The organism is Bacillus sp. TH19, assembly GCF_016651075.1.
GTDB classification, from domain to species: Bacteria; Bacillota; Bacilli; order Bacillales; family Bacillaceae_G; genus Bacillus_A; species Bacillus_A mycoides.
On the sequence record NZ_JAEKEO010000010.1, the window covers coordinates 906665 to 927418 of the forward strand.

Below are 20754 nucleotides of genomic sequence, written 5' to 3' on the forward strand. Positions count from 1 at the left end.
GGCTACGAAGCCACTCTTTTACTTTGGATTTGTCATATAAGGTTGTACATGAATGACGCATAGGTCACGAAATTTTCCTTCAGCAGTTGTAACAATTACGACTGCTCTTCCTGCACTTTGGCCAGTAATCGTCACAGTTTCACCTTTTGGATATATTGTGATGACATCAGAATTCATATTTGTCCAAATAAGTTCTTTATTCGTCGCTTGCATTGGTAAAACGGAAGCTGATAACTCAGTACTTTGCCCAGTTTTTATTTTTAACTTATTTTTTTCCATATGAACACCGATAACTGAAATAACAGAAGGAGCAATTGAAATTTTGGGTGGATTAGGTTGAATGTTTAAACGAGAAGCAGAAGTATTTGTAATAGGTGAAAATTTTCTTATGTGTTGTTGCTGGAAAGCTGCTAACATGTTGGAGTCCCCTTTCTGTATAAGTGCTGATACTAATACTATAAAGGAGCAGTGTTATATTAAATTTAACGAAACATAAAGAATTTGTTAAATTTGAGAAGAAGATTGTCGAACTGTAAAAGAAAGCTCTGCTGTTGCGATAACAGCAGAGCTTTCTTTTTATAGATTATTACGGTGTTGTTTTTCAAAATCCTCAAATTTCTCTTCAACTTCTTTTGAAGGCTGTGTTAGTAAACTAACAATTACGATTACTAGTAAACTAATAGCGAAACCAGGAATCATTTCATATAAGAAATCTTTTAAGAATTTAAACTGTGTCCAAATAATTACTGTGGCTGCACCTGAAATCATGCCAGCAAGTGCGCCCCATTTCGTCATACGTTTCCAATATAAGCTTAATAAAATAGCGGGTCCAAATGAAGAACCAAATCCAGCCCAAGCATATCCAACAAGAGCTAAAATCGTATCATTTTGTTTAAACGCTAATGCGCACCCGACTAAGGCGATAACAAGTACAGCCATACGACCGACAAATACAAGCTCTTTATCAGAAGCAGAACGTTTAAAGAATGTACGATATAAATCTTCTGTTATAGCACTAGAAGTAACAAGAAGCTGAGATGAGATTGTACTCATAATCGCTGCTAAAATCGCTGCTAATAAAAATCCAGTAATAAGTGGATGGAATAAAATTTTTCCAAGTTCAAGGAAAATTGTCTCTGGATTAGATAATGTCAACCCTTGTTGTGAATAGTAAGCAATACCGATAAGACCAGTAAACATAGCTCCGACAACAGAGAAAATCATCCAGCTCATACCAATTCTTCGTGCGCTTTTAATTTCTTTTACAGACGAAATTGCCATAAAGCGTACGATAATATGAGGTTGTCCAACATAACCAAGGCCCCATGCGAATAAAGAAATCATTCCTAAAGTAGAGGCACCTTTAAAAATATCTAAACGTGTTGGATCTACAGATCGAATTGTGTCAAACGCAGGTCCAAGTCCGTTCGAATTCATAATTGTTACGATAGGAACAAGAATAAGAGCAATTACCATAATGATTCCTTGCACGAAGTCTGTCCAACTTACCGCTAAGAAACCACCAAATAATGTGTAAGCCACGACAACTGCTGCGACAATGAATAATCCAACATGATAGTTCATACCAAATGAATTTTCAAATAATACAGCACCTGAAACTAGTCCTGAAGCTACATAAAAAGTGAAGAAAATCATAATAACAAGTCCGGATACTAAGCGTAGCATATGAGATTTGTCGTGGAAACGGTGTTCCAAAAATTCTGGGATAGTAATAGAGTTGTTTGCCATTTCAGAGTAGGTACGTAAGCGAGGAGCGACATAAAGCCAGTTTGCGTATGCGCCTAGTGTTAGGCCGAGCGCAATCCAACTACTACTTAATCCAACGCTAAACATTGCACCGGGTAATCCCATTAAAAGCCAACCACTCATATCGGATGCTCCAGCACTTAATGCTGTTACTGCGGGGCCTAGTGTACGCCCGCCAAGCATATAATCTGTTAAGTTGGACGTTCGTTTGTAGGCGAAATAGCCGATTACTAACATCCCGAGCATGTAAATAGAGATAGAAGTTAAAGTTAACATCTGCGTACTCATGTAGTTCCCCTTCCTTTTGTCATGTCTTTTGATGCGTTATGCATATTTATAATCTATCATGATTATTCTGAAAAATCCATACAGAAATACGAATTTTCAGAAATGTAAGCGTTTTTTGACATCGTTTTACTTTTTAAATATATAAATTTCAGACGAAAAAACCTTAATTTTAATAGAGTATTTATTATATTTACATAAAAACACGTTGTTTTGTCAATATAATATTGAAAGAAGGGAGAAATATTTTTTTGAAAAAAGTATTGACTTGTGAAAAAAATTAGGTCTATAATGAGTGCAACTTAAAAAAATGCAAGCGTTGATGAAGAAGAGTACACATGATGAACATGTCAGAGAGCTGATGGTTGGTGCGAATCAGTATGGGATTGATGTGGAATGGGCTTCGGAGCTTCCAAACCGAAACGAAAGAAGTAGGCTTTGGCGACATGATCTCATCGATACAAGAGACACGTATTATTTTTTGATACGGCAAAGTGCGTTACATTCGTAACGAATTAAGGTGGCACCACGGGAGTACCCGTCCTTTCTATAGGATGAGTACTCCCTTTTTGTGTACAAAAAATTAAATATGTTAAATCGTTTAAGTAAGAAGAGTACGTATATTGGAGACGTTTCAGAGAGTCGGGGACAGGTGGGAGCCCGGTGCGGTGCCATATACGGAATGGGCTTACGAGAGGTATGCTGAACAATTATTTTCAGTAGGCAACCCGGGTTCCGCCGTTACAAGGATAAGGTATATATTTTGTACCTGAATAAAGCGGGATGTTTTTGCGTCCAACCTGAGGTGGTACCACGGTAAATTTATCGTCCTCTACATATTTCGATATGTAGGGGACTTTTTTATTTTTCAGAGTGAGGTGAAAGGCATGATGACAAAAGAGGAATTTATGAAGCAAAAAGAACAAAGAAACACATTTTTAGTAATTGCTGAAGAAGAAGGAGATAGCATTACGCCAATTTCTTTATATAGACGTATGAAGGGAAAGAAAAAGTTTTTATTAGAAAGTTCGCAGCTTCATCAAGATAAAGGGCGCTATTCTTACTTAGGGTGTAATCCTTATGGAGAAGTGAAAAGCGTTGGTATAGAAGTAGAGCGAATGATGTATGGGAAAAAAGAAAAGCTGCAGGGTAACGTACTGCAAATGCTAGAAGAGGTAATCGCACCAGCGCAAGTAGACAGTCCATTTCCGTTTTGCGGGGGAGCAGTTGGATATATTGGCTATGACGTCATTCGGCAGTATGAAAACATTGGAGCAGATTTACACGATCCATTAAATATTCCAGAAGTACACCTTTTACTATATCGTGAGTTTACCGTTTACGATCATTTACGCCAAAAGTTGTCATTTGTATATGTATGCAGGGAAGACGATTCAGCTTCTTATGAAGAAGTATACGAAAGATTGCAAGTATACAAAGAGGAAGTGCTAAAGGGAGAAGAAGCGGAAGTAAATGAAATACAATCAATATTATCATTCACTTCTTCAATAACTGAAAAAGAATTTTGTGAAATGGTAGAAACAGCGAAAGAATACATTCGGGCCGGAGATATTTTCCAAGTTGTATTATCCCAGCGTTTGCAAAGTGAATGTATTGGAGATCCATTTGCATTATACCGGAAACTTCGAATTGCAAATCCATCACCATATATGTTCTATATCGATTTTCAAGATTATGTTGTACTTGGCTCTTCGCCGGAAAGTTTGTTATCAGTAAGAGAGGATAAAGTGATGACAAACCCAATTGCTGGTACGAGGCCGAGAGGGAAAACGAAGCAGGAAGATGAGGAAATCGAAAAAGAACTGTTAGGAAATGAGAAAGAGCGAGCAGAGCATATGATGCTTGTGGACCTAGGACGAAATGATATTGGCAGAGTAAGTGAAATTGGCTCTGTGACGATAGATAAATATATGAAAGTAGAAAAATACTCTCACGTTATGCACATTGTATCTGAAGTTTACGGAACATTGCGAAAACAAACGAGTGGATTTGATGCATTAGCGTATTGTTTACCAGCTGGTACAGTATCAGGTGCTCCGAAAATAAGGGCGATGGAAATTATTAATACGTTAGAGCATGAAAAAAGAAATGTATATGCCGGAGCGGTTGGATATATTTCATTCTCAGGAAACCTTGATATGGCGCTAGCAATTCGAACGATGGTTGTAAAAGACGAGAAAGCGTACGTTCAGGCAGGAGCGGGTATCGTCTACGATTCAGACCCGGTTGCTGAATATGAAGAAACATTAAATAAAGCGAGAGCGCTTTTGGAGGTTATGAAATGATTGTACTTATCGATAATTATGATTCGTTCACATATAACTTGTATCAACTATTAGGCGAGTACGAGAAAGAAATTGTTGTCGTAAGAAATGATCAAATAACAATTGAACAATTAGAGGAGATGAAGCCGAAAGGAATTGTGCTCTCGCCAGGACCTGGGAAACCAGAAGATGCTGGAATTTGTATCGATGTTATTCGTCATTTTTATAAGAACGTTCCCATCTTAGGAATTTGCCTTGGCCATCAAGCAATCATATCCGCATTTGGAGGAGAAATTGTTAGAGCAGAGCGCATTAAACACGGAAAAACATCGCGTGTGAAACATAACGGAACGTCAATCTTTTCGTACGTAACGCAGCCGCTAACAGCAATGCGTTACCATTCACTCGTCGCGATGCAAAATAGTTTGCCGCAGTGTTTTGACATACTTGCGACAGCGATGGATGACGGAGAAATCATGGCAGTTCGTCACAACTATTATCCGCTCTTCGGATTACAGTTTCACCCAGAATCAATTGCAACAGAAGAAGGCGGAAAGTTAATACGTGCCTTTTTAGCAGAAGTGAAAGAGGAGGAGAGAGTATGAACAGTTATCTTCGAAAATTAGTAGAGGGACAACATTTAACAGAAGAAGAAATGTATGAAGCGGGACTTCTTTTATTAAGTGACAACTTATTGGAAAGTGAAGTTGCAGCTTTCTTAGTATTGCTGAAAGCGAAAGGCGAAACAGCAGAAGAAATATACGGTCTCGTTCGTGCTCTTCGCGAAAAGGCATTACCGTTTTCAAATCATATAAAAGGCGCGATGGACAATTGCGGAACGGGTGGTGACGGTGCGCAAACATTCAATATTAGTACAACATCGGCATTTGTACTTGCCGGAGCTGGTGTAAAGGTTGCGAAACATGGAAACCGCGCTGTTTCTAGTAAAACAGGAAGTGCTGATTTATTAGAAGAACTCGGTGTAAACATAAGCTGTACGCCGGGTGAGATTGATTATTTATTAGAGAATGTAGGTATTGCCTTCTTATTCGCACCAGCGATGCATCCAGCATTAAGACGCATTATGAAAATAAGAAAAGAATTAAACGTTCCGACGATCTTTAACTTAATTGGACCGTTGACGAATCCGGTTAATTTAGAAACACAATTTGTCGGTATTTATAAGCGAGATATGTTATTGCCAGTAGCGGAAGTATTGCAGAAACTTGGCAGAAAACAAGCGCTCGTCGTAAACGGAAGTGGCTTTTTAGATGAAGCATCATTACAGGGAGAAAATCATGTCGTCGTTTTAAAAGATAATGAAATAGTAGAAATGAGTATTGATCCAGAAAAGTATGGTTTTTCAAGAGTGAAAAATGAAGAAATTAGAGGTGGGAATTCAAAAGAAAATGCAAAGATTACACTCGGAGTATTAAGCGGAGAAAAGAGTGTCTATCGCGATACTGTTTTATTAAATGCAGGTCTAGCCCTTTTCGCAAATGGAAGAGCAGAAACGATTGAAGAAGGAATTACACTAGCAACGCATAGCATTGACTCTGGAAAAGCATTAGCAAAACTAAACTTATTAATTGCAGCAAGCCATGAAAAATTAGAAAGGGTGAATTAAAATGGGGACGATTTTAGACAAAATTGTAGAGCAAAAGAAAGTAGAAGTTGCGGAGTTATATGAAACATATTCACCAGTGAAAGAAAAAAGGAAAACACACTCACTTGTAAAAGCTTTAGAGCAGTTTACTGTAATAGCAGAGGTAAAGCGAGCGTCTCCATCAAAAGGCGATATTAATTTACACGTTGATGTGCCAAAACAAGTGAAAACATATGAAGAATGCGGTGCTGGAGCAGTTTCGGTTTTAACAGACGGTCAATTTTTTAAAGGGTCGTTTCACGACTTAGAAACGGCAAGAGCAGAAAGTAACATTCCGCTTTTATGTAAAGATTTTATAATCAATAAAATCCAAATTGATAGAGCGTATGAAGCAGGAGCAGATCTTATTTTATTAATTGTTGCAGCATTGTCAAAAGAGAAATTAAACGAGCTTTATAACTACGTGCTAGAAAAAGGATTAGAAGCGATTGTTGAAGTTCATGATGAACAGGAATTAGAAATTGCAATCCGATTAAATCCGCACGTTATCGGTATTAACAACCGTAATTTAAAAACATTTGAAGTAGATTTAAGCCAAACTGAAAAGCTCGGAAAACGACTGAATGAGGAAAACCTACTTTGGATTAGTGAAAGCGGCATTCATTCAAAAGAAGATATCATTCGCGTCAAACGAGCTGGTGCAAAAGGTGTATTAGTTGGAGAAGCACTTATGACATCATCTTCTATAAGTAATTTTTTTGAAGACTGTAAGGTGAGCATATGAAAGTGAAGATTTGCGGCATCACTGATATGGAAACAGCAAAAAGAGCGTGTGAATACGGAGCAGATGCAATCGGATTTGTTTTTGCAGAAAGTAAGCGGAAAATCACCCCAGGGCTAGCGAAAGAAATTATTGGGGAAATTCCAGTCCACGTTTTCAAGGTAGGTGTTTTCGTAAATGAATCAGTCGAAGTGATCCAGAAAATTGCAGAGGAGTGCGGGTTAACGCATGTGCAACTACATGGGGATGAAGACAATCATCAAATTAGGAGATTGAATATTCCGTCTATAAAAGCGGTAGGAGTAGCTTTAGAGAAAGATATTGAATATACGAAAAAATACGATACAGATTATCTGTTATTTGATAGCCCGAAAGAAAAGTTCCACGGAGGAAACGGAAAGACATTCTCATGGGAGTTACTCGCACATATGCCAAACGAGTTGCGAGAGAAAACGATATTAGCTGGCGGATTAAACATCCTTAATATAGAAGAAGCAATTCGAACCGTTCAGCCATATATGATCGATGTGAGCAGCGGAGTAGAGACAGAAGGAAAGAAAGATCTAAAGAAAATAAAACAATTTATTAAAAAAGCGAAGGAGTGTTCAAAATGAACTACGCATATCCAGATGAAAAAGGTCATTACGGTATATACGGAGGACGATACGTTCCAGAAACGTTAATGCAATCCGTATTAGAATTAGAAGAAGCATATAAAGAAGCGATGCAAGATGAAGCGTTTCAAAAGGAATTAGATCATTATTTACAAACGTATGTTGGAAGAGAAACACCGCTTTATTTCGCTGGAAATATGACGAAGTATTGCGGCGGAGCAAAAATCTATTTGAAACGTGAAGATTTGAACCATACGGGAGCTCATAAAATTAACAATACAATCGGTCAGGCACTTCTTGCGGTAAGAATGGGTAAGAAGAAAGTTGTCGCTGAAACAGGAGCAGGACAACACGGAGTTGCAACAGCTACTGTATGTGCACTTTTCGGTTTAGAATGCGTCATCTTCATGGGAGAAGAAGATGTGAGACGACAAAAATTAAACGTGTTCCGAATGGAATTACTCGGAGCGAAAGTAGAAAGCGTTGCGGCAGGTAGCGGCACATTAAAAGATGCAGTAAACGAGGCGCTTCGTTACTGGGTTTCACATGTACACGATACGCACTACATTATGGGATCAGTTCTCGGGCCACATCCATTCCCGCAAATTGTTCGTGATTTCCAAAGTGTAATTGGGAAAGAAACGAAAAAGCAATACGAAGCGTTAGAAGGAAAATTACCAGAAGCAGTCGTTGCTTGTATTGGCGGTGGTAGTAACGCAATGGGAATGTTTTATCCGTTCGTACACGATGAAGAAGTTGCTCTTTACGGTGTTGAAGCAGCTGGAAAAGGTGTTCACACAGAAAAGCACGCAGCCACTTTAACGAAAGGAAGTGTCGGTGTTTTACACGGATCGATGATGTACCTTCTGCAAAATGAAGAAGGGCAAATTCAAGAAGCGCACTCTATTTCGGCAGGGCTGGATTACCCAGGTGTTGGGCCAGAACATAGCTTGCTAAAAGATATTGGCCGCGTTTCTTATCATTCCATTACAGATGAAGAAGCGTTAGAAGCATTTCAATTATTAACGAAAAAAGAAGGGATTATCCCGGCATTAGAAAGTTCACATGCTGTTGCATACGCTTTAAAACTAGCGCCGCAAATGAAGAAAGACGAAGGACTTGTCATTTGTTTATCCGGCCGCGGTGATAAAGATGTAGAGAGTATAAAACGTTATATGGAAGAGGTGTAAAAAATGGGAGTAGAAAAAATTATAGCAGCGTTTGAAAATGGCAAGAAAGCATTTATTCCGTATGTAATGGGCGGAGATGGTGGACTTGAAAAGTTAAAAGAAAGAATTCGTTTTCTTGATGAAGCAGGAGCAAGCATCGTTGAAATTGGTATCCCATTTTCAGATCCAGTCGCAGACGGTCCAACTATTCAAAGGGCAGGAAAAAGAGCATTAGATAGCGGTGTAACATTGAAAGGTATTTTTCAAGCATTAATAGAGGTGAGGCAAGAAGTTCAAATTCCATTTGTACTTATGACATATTTAAATCCAGTACTCGCATTCGGAAAGGAACGTTTCATTGAGAGCTGTCTTGAAGCAGGGGTGGACGGTATTATCGTTCCGGACTTACCGTATGAAGAACAAGACATTATTGCACCGCTCCTTCGCGTGGCGAATATCGCTTTAATTCCACTCGTTACCGTAACGAGCCCTATTGAACGAATCGAAAAAATTACGAGTGAATCACAAGGATTCGTCTACGCCGTTACAGTAGCGGGCGTAACGGGAGTACGTCAAAACTTTAAAGATGAGATTCGTAGTTACTTAGAAAAAGTAAAAGAACACGTCCACTTACCAGTAGTCGCAGGATTCGGTATTTCAACACGAGAACAAATTGAAGAAATGATTACAATATGTGACGGCGTTGTCGTTGGAAGTAAAGTCATTGAGCTGTTAGAAAATGAAAAGCGAGAAGAAATTTGTGAGTTAATACATGCAGTAAAAGAAACAGAAGAGGCTTAAGTCTCTTCTGTTTCTTTTGTGTAATAAATGTTAAAATATACAGAAAATACTTATAACTTAGAGGGTGAGAAGGCATGCTAAGACGTAAACTATTATATCTTCTTTTAACTGTACCATTATACGCTTGGCTCATTAGCATGACGAAAATAGAGTTGATGGCTCTGTTTTTAGGATATGTATTCATCTTTTCTCAATTAAATCGAATACAAGAGCAATCTATTTTAGAAATATGTATATTTTCGGTTAGTATAGAACTATTTAGTATCGTTTCGATTGTATTATTAAGTGAATTATTCCAATGTATCCATTCATTTGGATTAATAAAACTTGGGAATATTGTATTGCAAGTAATATGTGCTTATATTGTGTTTGTTGTACTAGAAAAAATGATTGGACAGCAGACGGTTTTTCAGGATAAAAGATAAAATATTAGTTATTCAAAAAAGGAGCCAAGCGGCTCCTTTTTTAAATCTGTTATAAAAATAATTGAAAATCATAACATCTGTTATATAATAGTTAAAAATTGCAATTTTTACGAAAAGAGATGATAGCATGGCCATATTGTTGGCACTTATCCCGATTATGATGATTTTTATTTGTTTGTTTTTGTTTAAACAAACGTCATTAAGAGCCTCATTAATCTCTTATGCCGTTTCTGTCGGAATCGTTTTACTCTCGCCAACGTTTCAATTAGGGATAAGTGAAACTGTACACGCAACAATTAAAGGGTGGTTAATTTGTTTTATTGTCGGATACGTTTTATTTTTCGGTATTTTTTTATTTCACCTCATGAACAAAATGGGATACATCGATCAAGTAGCACGATTTCTAGAACAAGTCACGCGCGATCGATTATTGCAAATGCTTCTTATGTGTTTTGGTATTTGTCCACTTATTGAATCAGTGAGTGGATTCGGAATTGGTTTTATGGTCGCAACACCTATTTTTCTTTCGCTCGGTTATAAACCGTTTCAAGCTGTGCTACTATCGTTTATCGGTTTACTTGCAAGTTCATGGGGCGCGATGGCAACGGGTACGATTATCGGTTCTCAGCTTATTAACATGCCGCTCACAACTCTTGGTACAAATACAGCATTATTAAGCATCCCGATTTTCGCATACTTTATCATCCTTTCTTTATACGTTGTCGGTGGCTGGCAGGCAGTTATAGAAAAGTGGAAGGAAGGGATAGGATTCTTTCTATTATTTTCTCTCGGAATCTATCTTTCTAACGCATACGTAAGTGTTGAACTAGCAGGGATATTAAGTTCTATCGTTACAATTACATTTGGCTTTCTTATCATTAAATTAAAAGGGAAAAGTGAGCAAAACTTTATAACAGAACATGCTGCGGCTGTAGAGAGAGAAGTATCTATTATAAAAATTATTAGCCCTTATATATTCTTAACAGTTTGTATTTTACTTTCTCGCCTCGTTCCAGCATTACATGATTTTCTTAGGTCATATGCAGTTCTCGATTTAAAATCATATTCTTACAAACTAGAGTTACTATATTCACCAGGATTTTGGCTCGCTATAACTTGTTTATTTACAATTATTTTCTTCCGCATTCCATCAAATATTATTAAACAATCACTCTCACAAACGATAAAACAATGGATTCCTTTTGCTATTACAACGACAATGTTTATCGCAATTTCAGAACTAATGGGTGCATCTGGTATGCATTCATTACTCGCAAAAACAGCTGGTGAAACATTTGGTACGTTTTTCGTTTTCGTTGCCCCGTTTATTGGGGGAATCGGCGGCTTTTTAACAGGTAGTAACGCAGGATCAAATGCGATGTTTATAAAGCTACAAATGCAAACAGCCCAAAACGTAGCACTTCCGTGGCAATATGTCACAACACTCCAAAACACCGCATCATCAGTAGCGACAATCGCTTGTCCATCACGAATTACACTAGGTGCGTATTTATGTAATATCCCGTATCGTGAAAATGAACTATTAAAGAAGACGACGTTAATGATCTTTGGTGCGGTGTTACTTGTAGTGGTAGAGGTTATTGTTTGGTATATGTTGAGAAATTAAAAATCCTCCTAGCATAGGAGGATTTTTTTTATGATTGGATAATGTTTTAAATATGAAAAGCTTCTACTAAATGAATAGGAGATGAAATGTATGCCCCTAAAAAACTACGGTGTATTAAAAGGTACAGTTATACAGTCAAAGATTGGAAAAGGGAACACACCTCATTATCAAGTTCATTTACAAGGCGAAGCAGAAGTAGATTATCGTATTGCAATTAACGTAAAGTCGCAAAGTTATCCGTCAGAAGTTTTATATTTTGCAAGCGAACATATTGATTTAGAAGCTATTCACATTTTACCAACATTACCGTTTGGGTTTACAGAAGTGAAAAACAATGAGCCGAAAGTAGCTTTAGATTATGTAAGAGGTAATTTATTTGATTCAAAGCAAATGATTCCTTTACCTGCTGAAAAATCGGGATCTGATAATGATTTAAATGAGAAAATAGAACGTTATATAAAACGAGCAATAGATGAGAAAGCAATTATTTATGCGTTTGGTGAAAGGTGGGGACCAGAAGAAAAGGTTCCGGATTCGTATTTTCATTTTACACCTGGAAACGGTATACACGATATTCATATGAATCAAGGGAATGTAGAGAAATGGCAAGGTGATGATGGCAAATGGCAAGACGGTGGGATATTGATTCACTTTGAGAAGAAGGAAGAGTGGATTGGTATTTTTCTTGCCTTTCAGTCACAGTCATGGTGTACGGATGAAGAGGGGCATGCTCGTGTGCCGGTTGAGCATTGTGATTATAAGAGAAATAATTGATGAGAAGAGGACGTTCAAAACGAACGTCCTCCTCTCATTTTATAAAACACAAAACTCACAAGTGTAGAAATACAAGAGAAAAGAAGCGCCACACTAGAAAACGCAATGAGATACATATTATACTTCATCATTTTTCCGATTAGTTGGTTACTATCGTACTGAAAAAGTCCTGCAATTATATTGAATAAAAATAACATGATAAACATGACGATAACACCGTCTATTGATCCTTTAATGTCTGGTTTACTTAAAGCGATATGTGCAGAAATACAAATGGCGATAAATAAAAATAACCAAAATGAAGGATTTAATAAATTGTTAAATGTAAATAAGCTTTTCAATAATACAAACGTCGATAGTAGCATGTTTTGGATCATGTCTAAGTTAATAGAAGTCGATGCAACAGTTTTTTCCAGATTCGTATTAAATAAATAATATGACTCTGGTACGAAATAGCGCATTAAAAGTATTAAGGCAGTAATACCAGAAATAATAGGACCGATGCCGATAAAGAAATTACCGATCCGTTGATATACGCTTTTTTGATTGTATTGATGTTGGACGTAACCTAAAGCTCCTTGACTTGTATCTGTCGGGAAGAACTGAGTTGCTACAATTTTATGGCGGAATAATAGACACATAATTGCATGTCCAAGTTCATGAACGGGAACACCGATCCATGCAGTTAAAAGAAATCCCTTCCTACCAAAAGCTCTCGACCAATACGTTCGTGTGAGAGATTCTAAATAACCTAATATAAATCCAATTACAATGATGACACCAATTAAAGAAAATAATTGGATCACACTTGTAAGGAGTGTTTGAAAAATCGAGTTTACAAATTCCACTGTCTTCATCCAATCTGTTTAAAGTTTCACTTTATTTGCTCTGTTTCATAATACCATTATTTTTCTATAATACTAGCACACATAGTTTCGTTTAAAAGAAGGATTTCATATTCTTTTTCTTGTAGTCATGTTTTATGTACAAAGTCATATATTGAATTTGTAACACCCTATAAGGTATATGCTTAAGGAGGGATGAGAGAATGAAATGTCCGGCATGTCATACTGAAAATGCAGCGGAAGCAAGGTTTTGTGGGAATTGTGGACATTCGTTAACGGAAGAAGTGGTAGCAAGTGGTGCACAGGAAGAAGGACAGCAACAAGCGCGCGCAGCACAAGTAAAGGAAAGCCGTCCGAATGAAACGGTAGAGCAAGCGAAACAATTTGCAAGTGGCTATTTTCAGTTCTTTAAAAATGCTTTTAAATCACCATCGGCCATTATGGAAAGTGGAAATATTGAAGTGCGAAATGGAATTGTAAGTCTTGTGCTTATTTGCTTTTTAGGAGCATGTATTTTTTATAGAATGATGAGCGCAGCGGCGACTGTTACAAGGACATTAGTGCCAGATATAGCTACTCCTACTTTCTTTGGAGAATCTGTAATAGTCTTTTTCTTTTTATTAATTTTAACTTTATTTGTCGGATTTATTATTTTTGTAAGTGGTAAGATGATGAAATCATCTTTTTCTTTTCTTGAAGCATTCGGTATATGGGGGACGATAGCGACGCCAGCTATTGCTATACTAGTTCTTTCTTTTCTATTTAGTTTCCTATTGATCTTTTTTTTACCAATCTTATTAGGGCTGGCTACAACGTATATGGGAATTAGTATAATTGTAGCTATATTAAAACTAGACAACGGCGGAGTAGATCCTGTTTACACACTTATTATCGCAAATGTTTTAATCGGAATTGCAACGTTTATCGTGTTTTGGTCTTACATTAAAACGATAATCCAAACCTTTATCGGGGGATTAACAGGCTTCTAACGAAAAGGTGGTTGAATGGATGAATGTATGTACAAAATGCGGAGCTCAGTATGAAGATGGAGTGCAATTTTGCCAAAACTGCGGGATGAAGAGGGAAAGTCTTGTAGTAAAGAAGAGAATGAGCGGCGGTACAAAAGTTGGCATTACACTCTTAACATTACTTGTTATAGTAATTTTTGGATTGTATTTGTATGGATCATCGTATTATAAGCAGACGGCACAAGTAGACCGAATGATTACTATTTTACAAGAGAGGGACGGGGAGAAATTAGCTGAGATCATCACGGCAGATGATCCAACCGTTATTGTAACGAGAGAGGGTTTAACGCCTCTATTTTCATATATAAAAGAAAATCCATCTTACGTGAATGAATTGAAAGAATATTTGAGGCAAGGTGAAAAACAAGGGGATGGAATAGAAAGAGCAGATTTTTCTTTAACGAAAGATGGGAAACATTTCTTTTTATTTGATCGGTATAAATTGAAAGCAAAGACGTATTATACGACTCTGCTTACAAATGAAAAAGGTACATCTTTAAAATTGAACGGAAAAGAAATTGATAAGACAAATGACAAAAAGTTTGAGAAGCAATATGGACCGTTTCTTCCTGGAACTCAAGTATTTAAATCTGAATATAAAAATGACTATGTAAAACTATCACGTGAGGAAAAGGTTGTACTTATGAAACAAAGTCAAAATAATGTAACGGTAGATTTAACGTTGCAAGGGCAATATATTACAGTTCAAACGAATGCGTCTGGTGCAACATTGTACGTGAATCAAAAGCCAGTTACTGCGTTGACTGGAGAAGAAATTACGTGGGGACCGATAGCGACTGATGGAAGTGCGGCGATTTATTTAGAACGAAATGGAGAAAACGGAAGGGAAACGACAAAGGTAGAAACGGTAACGGCACTTTCGGCTTATAATCTTCCATTTCAAAAGAAAAGTGTAGAAAAAACAGTTGTTTACAATGTTACTCCGCCTACGACTCATTATGTATATAATGGTTTCATCTTCCCTGATAGTGATATTCGAAAATTAACGAGTACGGACTTAACATATTTATCGAAAGAACAATTGAAAATAGCAAGAAACGAAGTATACGCAAGGCATGGACATATGTTTCAAACGAAAGATATGCAAGCGTATTTTTCAAAACAGTCTTGGTATAGAGAAAATCCGTATTTTACAGGAAAGCTAACAGATATTGAAACTTATAATGTTGAATTGATCAAATCAAGAGAATAAACACGTGAAAAAGGTACAGTGCATAGCTGTACCTTTTCTATGGTTATTTAGCTGGACCAGGATCCCTTGAGAAAAAGATATGAAAGAGGAATGTGACTTTGCTTGCTCCTCCTGATGTACTTGCTTGCACATCAGATAAAGAACTAGACGTTAAAGCAGCTTCAGAACGAGGGGGAACGACTATTTTGAGTGCATCATCTGATTCGGATGATATAGTAACCGTTATTGTATCCTCAGAAAAGTTCACAATTTTTACAGTACCAACTGGGAAGATGGATTTGCGAGCGTGTGAGGCAGAAGCAAAGCGAGTTGATTTCCAAATAGTTTGTGAGAAAGTGTCATTATCAGATAACCAAGCACGTGCACTGTATAAAGTTACACTAACGGTAAATTCCTGTTCAAGCGGGAGGGCGGGTCTCGGTTCTATCGGTTCCTCTGGAAGCTGGACGAGAAGGCCGGCGCACATGTATGTTTCACCTACTTTCAATAGTTGCTGTTATAGCATATTAAACATCTTGTTTATAAGACACGACGGATACCTATTCATGCATAGGTTTGTGCACCAAATTTGTAGATAGAATTCTATTTCTTTACAATGGAAGTAGGTGTTATTTCTATAAAATATGGAAATCGTAAAGAGTATGTAAAAAAGAAGGAGTGGTAAAATGAACTATGTCATTATTGGCGGAGATGCAGCAGGTATGAGTGCAGCAATGCAAATTGTTAGAAACGATGAAACTGCAAATGTTGTAACGTTAGAAAAAGGTGAAATCTATTCATACGCTCAGTGCGGATTACCGTATGTGATTAGTGGTGTTATTGCTTCTACTGAAAAGTTAATTGCACGCGATGTAAAGACGTTTCGTGATAAATATGGAATTGATGCGAAAGTACGTCATGAAGTAACGAAAGTAGATACGGAAAAGAAAATGGTGTACGCAGAGCATACGGAGACGAAAGATGTTTTTGAATTTCCGTATGACCGTTTATTAATTGCGACTGGAGTGCGTCCTGTTATGCCAGAATGGGAAGGGCGAGATTTGCAAGGCGTTCATCTTTTAAAAACAATTCCGGATGCTGAGCGCATATTAAAAACGCTAGAAACGAATAAAGTTGAGGCTGTAACTATTATTGGCGGCGGTGCAATTGGACTAGAGATGGCAGAAACATTCGTCGAACTTGGTAAGAAAGTAAGAATGATTGAGCGAAACGATCATATTGGCACAATTTATGATGCCGATATGGCGGAATATATACATAAAGAAGCAGATAAACATAATATTGAAATTTTAACGAATGAAAATGTAAAAGCGTTTAAAGGAAAAGAAAGAGTAGAACAACTGGAGACGGATAAAGGGACGTATAAAACTGATCTCGTTTTAGTATCTGTCGGTGTACAGTCAAATACTGATTTTCTTGAGGGGACAAATATACGTAAAAACCATAAAGGTGCAATTGAAGTAAATGCTTATATGCAAACGAATGTGAAAGACGTATACGCTGCTGGTGATTGTGCAACGCATTACCATGTTATAAAGGAAACTCATGACCATATCCCGCTCGGAACGACTGCGAATAAACAAGGGCGACTTGCCGGACTCAATATGGTTGATAAACGAAGAGCATTTAAAGGTACGTTAGGTACGGGCATTATTAAATTTATGAATCTGACGCTCGCAAGAACAGGCTTAAATGAAAAAGAAGCGAAAGGGCTAAACATCCCGTATAAGACGGTCAAAGTAGATTCAACAAATATGGCAGGCTATTACCCGAGTACTTCGCCACTTCACTTGAAATTACTATATCACGCCGATACGAAACAATTATTAGGCGGTCAAGTAATTGGAGAAGAGGGCGTAGATAAACGTATTGATGTTATCGCGATGGCACTTTTCAATAAAATGAGTATTCACGATTTAGAAGATGTCGACTTAAGTTACGCACCACCATATAACAGCGTTTGGGATCCAATTCAACAAGCAGCAAGGAGAGCGGAATAGCACTTTTTTAAGTGCTATTTTTTTTGCAAAGGTAGGTAAACTTTTTTAGCGAATAATAAAGAGGGAGAAACAGTTACATATAGGGAAGGGGATTATTAAAAATGTTTGTAACACTTCAAACAGTTCAAGAATCAGAAAAAGAAATATTACGTAATTTGTACGCACTATATCTTCATGACCTCTCTACATTCACTCCTAATATAAAGATTGGGGCAAATGGATTTTTTGAATACGAAGATTTGCATATGTTTTGGGTAAATGATGGAATCACTCCGTATTTTATTAAAAGTGATACTGATATCGTAGGATTTTTATTACTATTGGAACGCCCGTTTTTGAAGAAGGAAAACGACTTTGGTATAAATGACATTTTCATATTGAATCAGTACAAAGGAAAAGGAATCGGTAAACAAGTTATTGAGAATGTATTAAAAGAGAAAAGAGGGCAATATTTCGTTATCGAACTTGTGAAAAATATACCAGCAGTTTCTTTTTGGAAGAAAGTATATAGGGAGCTAAACATCGAATTTGATGAGAAAACACAGTTAATCGATGATGAAGAATGTCTCGTTCAAACGTTTAAAATATAATAAAATCGGTGCCCCTAGTAGATTACTTTGAAATTTAACTTTATCCCGCTATTTGCGGGCAGTAAGAGCCCGATTAGTGAGGGCTGATAATCAGTGGGGGATGAAGAAAACCTCCACTAATTAAAGTTTCACTTTATTTCGAATATACCGTTCACCCTTGAAAACATAGTACGTATCGCTTATATTGTCATATAGTATTTATTTTTTAATAAAGCAATGAACGAACCAGGGGGCACAGTATGGCAATTAACATGAATACAATCGAAGAATGGATTGCTGAATCAAATGCAAGAAACGAAGAAGACTTAGGAAACGTTGTTGAAGAGATGAAAGAAGTATGTGTCGGACTTGATAACGCGACATTAATTTATACGAAAAACGTATTTTGTTTCGGTAAGAAAGTAGAAGTATTCTTCTTCTTCCAAGATCACGTCGTTATCGGAGAAGAGAAGGAAGAGTATATTGAGATTGAAAAATTAAAGTATGATGACATTACAAATAGCAACTTAAAAACAAATGACAAAAATACAACGTTAGAACTAAAGTTTTCTAACGGGAAAGCTATTAATTTAGATAGTCTAAATGATAACTACGGTACGAAAAACTGGTTATTTGCAAGACAAATTAAGAGTATTTTTAAAGTAATCTAGTAAAAAAGGCAGACCTTGAAAGGTCTGCTTTTTTACTTATTTCCTATTAAATAAAGGCACCCTCTTTCTTCGTAACATTTCACGCTTGTAAATCCCGTCTCATAAAAAAGGTTTACTAATTCTTCGGTCGTCTTAAATTTATCCATATGATATTGGATTTTGAAAGTTTCAGCGACTAGTAAAAAGGATCCATTCGGTTTTAAGACGCGAAATACTTCTTTCATATCATTCTCAACATCAGGCCAAAAGTAGTGGGTTTGAAAAGCGGTAATGAGATCAAAGAAGTCCGGATGATATGGAATAGAGGAGACGCTTGCTTGATGAATAATTACTTTCGCTGCTTTGACATCCTTCATATTTGCTTTCTTTGAGTTTTCAACAGCTTGATTGGAGTAGTCGATCCCGTATATTTTCCCAAGCGGAGTTCGTTTTGAAAGAGTCTGTATGGTTTTACCACCTCCACAACCAATATCTAAAATAACTGCATTTTCACGTATATGTATTTTTTGTAAAGCCCAATTTGTTAGTCTCGTATGCGCAGCATTCATAATGCAAAGCATAGAGGAACCAATTGTCCCGTGAGGATTTTTCGCTTGCTCGATTAACCTTTGTAAAATACTCAATTCAAACTCTCCTTTTATATAAGAATATGTATTTATTTCGCTTTTAATAATTTAACTCCTTTAAAAAAAGCACGCCATTAATCGGCGTGCTTCTAATTATGCAAGGACCCTTTTAGCCAATTTCGCGCCCTGTAAGCCCCAACCGGAATTTGAATGAGTGAAGTTTCATTTCCGGCATCAATCCCGTACAATTGATCGCATGAATTTGTATCAAAACTTAGTAACGGATGCCCGCCCATCCCCATAGCGGTCGCAGCTAAAACGAGTTTATGAACGAGCATGCCAGCTTCCATTTGATGAATGCGATATCCTCTATAACCTAATTTATTTTTATAGTAATCTTTATTTCCGATTACATGTAGACAAAGTGGTACTTGAAAAAGGTTTACGTTATCCATCGTCATACTGGATTGCAGAGAATAACGAAGGTCTCCGTACCGAATTGGCTGTATGGAATGTGTCCTACTGTTATAAGCGTAAGCGCCGTTTTCTATGTCTTTTACGTTATAAAAACATCCATATAGTGAGACTCGTGCGTTTTCATTTAAATATTTGCCATCAAGGTCGTTGTAATAAGGGAAGGAGAGGCTCGCTGCTTGTAGTAGAGTAGCGAGCTCGGCTGCATCCCATTTCGTTAAAATGAAGTCAGAATCAGGTGAATATCGTTTTTTACAAAGTTGTAAAAAATCATATGATAAACGTTCCACTTTAGGTAGCTGCATAGCGTGTGCACTATATTGTTGTCGTTCTTCACGGGTAAATGTTTGGAAGTGTTCTGTCGATTCAATCATAGAAGCCGCATTTATTTTTTTTATCATCGGATATTCATCTACATATTTTGAGCGAACGAAATGCTCATGTGTTAACGGCGGGATTTGCTGCAACAAGTCATGAGAAGTAATAGTTTTATTTTCGTGATGATCATCATGAAACCAATCTGTATTCGGTTCTGTACTTAAAGGAATAACAGCATACACACTTTCTTCACCTTCTGACAGTCCAAGTAAATGATTCATTGCCCGATCTAGAAACTGAAAATATACACCATTTGTATAACCAAATTGTTTTGCGCATTCAAGTAATTGACCGATGAGAACACCGCTATCTAATCCTTGAAGACGATACGAAAAGTTATTGTATTTAAAGAAGTTTTTCCAAAACATAGTGGATACAAATGCAGCACCAGAACAAGAATGTATGTTACAACGATTGCCGAGTGCTTCTGTAAGATAAGAATCGAAATTTCCTTCGCGAAGTAAGATAAGACGGTGATGCGCGGCGTCGTAATGGTAAATGCCGTCTGGATAATGATCAATTTTTAAATACATATATAATTCATTCGGATATAAAGCACCCCCAGAAGGGATGAATCTTCGAAATAGAGTCGTTGTTTTATTATTTTCTAGGTTAGTAGTAGGCTGACATAATTGTGTTAAACCAAATGAGTACCAAAGATAATGACCGATTTCCTCTAAGTTAGGTTTAGTAGAAGAATTTCGCAAAGTTAATGGGATTTCTAAAGAGAGAGGGATTACTGGTAAATTTCGATATAATTTATAAGGAAGTGGTGCGTCTTCCCAGTCAATCTCTTTATCGGACGACATAATTTCATTAATAGAAAAATGGAGATGATGTAAAAAAGTATCAGGTTGCATCAAATTTCCCCCTCAC

General features: G+C 37.0%; 21 protein-coding genes and 2 other annotated features. Of the genes, 15 read left to right on the forward strand and 6 right to left on the reverse strand.

Annotated elements, in window-relative coordinates; all coding sequences use genetic code 11:
* Positions 1–18 precede the first annotated feature (18 nt).
* Together JFU54_RS22365 and putP are read right to left on the reverse strand one after the other, a co-directional pair.
* A complete protein-coding gene (locus JFU54_RS22365) occupies positions 19–417 on the reverse strand; it encodes an Ig-like domain-containing protein (RefSeq protein ID WP_002125992.1) in 399 nt (132 codons plus the stop codon).
* Positions 418–576: 159 nt separating this feature from the next.
* Positions 577–2055, reverse strand: coding sequence for a sodium/proline symporter PutP (gene putP, locus JFU54_RS22370; protein ID WP_201038541.1), 1479 nt, complete (start codon positions 2053–2055; stop codon positions 577–579).
* A 307-nt stretch (positions 2056–2362) separates the two neighbouring features.
* Positions 2363–2601: a binding site (T-box leader), on the forward strand.
* A 42-nt stretch (positions 2602–2643) separates the two neighbouring features.
* Positions 2644–2888: a binding site (T-box leader), on the forward strand.
* Positions 2889–2939: 51 nt separating this feature from the next.
* Between putP and trpE the strand changes: the two genes are divergently transcribed.
* From trpE to JFU54_RS22420, 10 genes are all read left to right on the forward strand, one after another.
* Positions 2940–4358 (forward strand): anthranilate synthase component I, encoded by a 1419-nt coding sequence (gene trpE / locus JFU54_RS22375; RefSeq protein ID WP_002086925.1) that lies wholly within the window; start codon positions 2940–2942, stop codon positions 4356–4358.
* Positions 4355–4942 carry an anthranilate synthase component II gene (locus tag JFU54_RS22380; protein ID WP_201066440.1) on the forward strand — a complete coding sequence of 196 codons (588 nt, stop codon included), beginning with the start codon at positions 4355–4357 and terminating at the stop codon, positions 4940–4942. The genes trpE and JFU54_RS22380 overlap by 4 nt, the downstream gene beginning before the upstream one ends.
* Positions 4939–5964 carry an anthranilate phosphoribosyltransferase gene (gene trpD / locus JFU54_RS22385; protein WP_201066442.1) on the forward strand — a complete coding sequence of 342 codons (1026 nt, stop codon included), beginning with the start codon at positions 4939–4941 and terminating at the stop codon, positions 5962–5964. The genes JFU54_RS22380 and trpD overlap by 4 nt, the downstream gene beginning before the upstream one ends.
* A gap of 1 nt (position 5965) precedes the next feature.
* Entirely contained in the window at positions 5966–6727 is a 762-nt protein-coding gene (gene trpC, locus JFU54_RS22390) for an indole-3-glycerol phosphate synthase TrpC (RefSeq protein ID WP_201066444.1), read from the forward strand.
* Positions 6724–7338, forward strand: a complete 615-nt coding sequence (locus JFU54_RS22395) for a phosphoribosylanthranilate isomerase (RefSeq protein WP_201066446.1) — start codon at positions 6724–6726, stop codon at positions 7336–7338. The genes trpC and JFU54_RS22395 overlap by 4 nt, the downstream gene beginning before the upstream one ends.
* The gene (trpB, locus tag JFU54_RS22400; protein ID WP_201066448.1) at positions 7335–8528 is read left to right on the forward strand and encodes a tryptophan synthase subunit beta; all 1194 of its coding nucleotides are present in this window, start codon (positions 7335–7337) and stop codon (positions 8526–8528) included. Before JFU54_RS22395 ends, trpB begins: the two co-directional genes overlap by 4 nt.
* A gap of 3 nt (positions 8529–8531) precedes the next feature.
* A complete protein-coding gene (gene trpA / locus JFU54_RS22405) occupies positions 8532–9308 on the forward strand; it encodes a tryptophan synthase subunit alpha (protein WP_002140872.1) in 777 nt (258 codons plus the stop codon).
* 74 nt (positions 9309–9382) lie between these two features.
* The gene (locus JFU54_RS22410) at positions 9383–9733 is read left to right on the forward strand and encodes a DUF4029 domain-containing protein (protein WP_012260560.1); all 351 of its coding nucleotides are present in this window, start codon (positions 9383–9385) and stop codon (positions 9731–9733) included.
* Between the two features lie 127 nt (positions 9734–9860).
* Positions 9861–11360, forward strand: a complete 1500-nt coding sequence (locus tag JFU54_RS22415) for an L-lactate permease (protein WP_201066450.1) — start codon at positions 9861–9863, stop codon at positions 11358–11360.
* 81 nt (positions 11361–11441) lie between these two features.
* A complete protein-coding gene (locus JFU54_RS22420; protein ID WP_193339760.1) occupies positions 11442–12134 on the forward strand; it encodes a DUF2278 family protein in 693 nt (230 codons plus the stop codon).
* Between the two features lie 14 nt (positions 12135–12148).
* Here the strand turns inward: JFU54_RS22420 and JFU54_RS22425 are convergent, their stop codons facing one another.
* Complete coding sequence (locus tag JFU54_RS22425; RefSeq protein WP_201066452.1) at positions 12149–12982, reverse strand: hypothetical protein; 834 nt, start codon at positions 12980–12982, stop codon at positions 12149–12151.
* A gap of 200 nt (positions 12983–13182) precedes the next feature.
* On the opposite strand from JFU54_RS22425, the gene JFU54_RS22430 reads away from it, so the two are divergent.
* Positions 13183–13968: a zinc ribbon domain-containing protein gene (locus JFU54_RS22430; RefSeq protein ID WP_201066454.1), complete on the forward strand. Its 786-nt coding sequence runs from the start codon at positions 13183–13185 to the stop codon at positions 13966–13968.
* 19 nt (positions 13969–13987) lie between these two features.
* The gene (locus tag JFU54_RS22435) at positions 13988–15220 is read left to right on the forward strand and encodes a TcaA 3rd/4th domain-containing protein (RefSeq protein WP_201066456.1); all 1233 of its coding nucleotides are present in this window, start codon (positions 13988–13990) and stop codon (positions 15218–15220) included.
* A 43-nt stretch (positions 15221–15263) separates the two neighbouring features.
* Here JFU54_RS22435 and JFU54_RS22440 read toward each other — a convergent pair whose 3' ends face one another.
* Positions 15264–15686 carry a hypothetical protein gene (locus tag JFU54_RS22440; protein ID WP_002140880.1) on the reverse strand — a complete coding sequence of 141 codons (423 nt, stop codon included), beginning with the start codon at positions 15684–15686 and terminating at the stop codon, positions 15264–15266.
* 199 nt (positions 15687–15885) lie between these two features.
* Here JFU54_RS22440 and JFU54_RS22445 point away from each other — a divergent pair, with 199 nt between their 5' ends.
* The 3 genes from JFU54_RS22445 (at position 15886) to JFU54_RS22455 (ending at position 18460) form a co-directional block, all read left to right on the forward strand.
* Positions 15886–17220 (forward strand): FAD-dependent oxidoreductase, encoded by a 1335-nt coding sequence (locus tag JFU54_RS22445; protein ID WP_201066458.1) that lies wholly within the window; start codon positions 15886–15888, stop codon positions 17218–17220.
* Between the two features lie 101 nt (positions 17221–17321).
* Positions 17322–17810, forward strand: a complete 489-nt coding sequence (locus tag JFU54_RS22450) for a GNAT family N-acetyltransferase (protein ID WP_002140882.1) — start codon at positions 17322–17324, stop codon at positions 17808–17810.
* A gap of 239 nt (positions 17811–18049) precedes the next feature.
* Positions 18050–18460: a DUF3908 family protein gene (locus tag JFU54_RS22455; protein WP_002030461.1), complete on the forward strand. Its 411-nt coding sequence runs from the start codon at positions 18050–18052 to the stop codon at positions 18458–18460.
* A gap of 32 nt (positions 18461–18492) precedes the next feature.
* On the opposite strand, the gene JFU54_RS22460 is transcribed toward JFU54_RS22455, so the two are convergent.
* Positions 18493–19083: a class I SAM-dependent methyltransferase gene (locus JFU54_RS22460; protein ID WP_061675883.1), complete on the reverse strand. Its 591-nt coding sequence runs from the start codon at positions 19081–19083 to the stop codon at positions 18493–18495.
* A gap of 92 nt (positions 19084–19175) precedes the next feature.
* Complete coding sequence (locus tag JFU54_RS22465) at positions 19176–20738, reverse strand: SagB family peptide dehydrogenase (protein ID WP_201066466.1); 1563 nt, start codon at positions 20736–20738, stop codon at positions 19176–19178.
* Between the last annotated feature and the right edge of the window lie 16 nt (positions 20739–20754).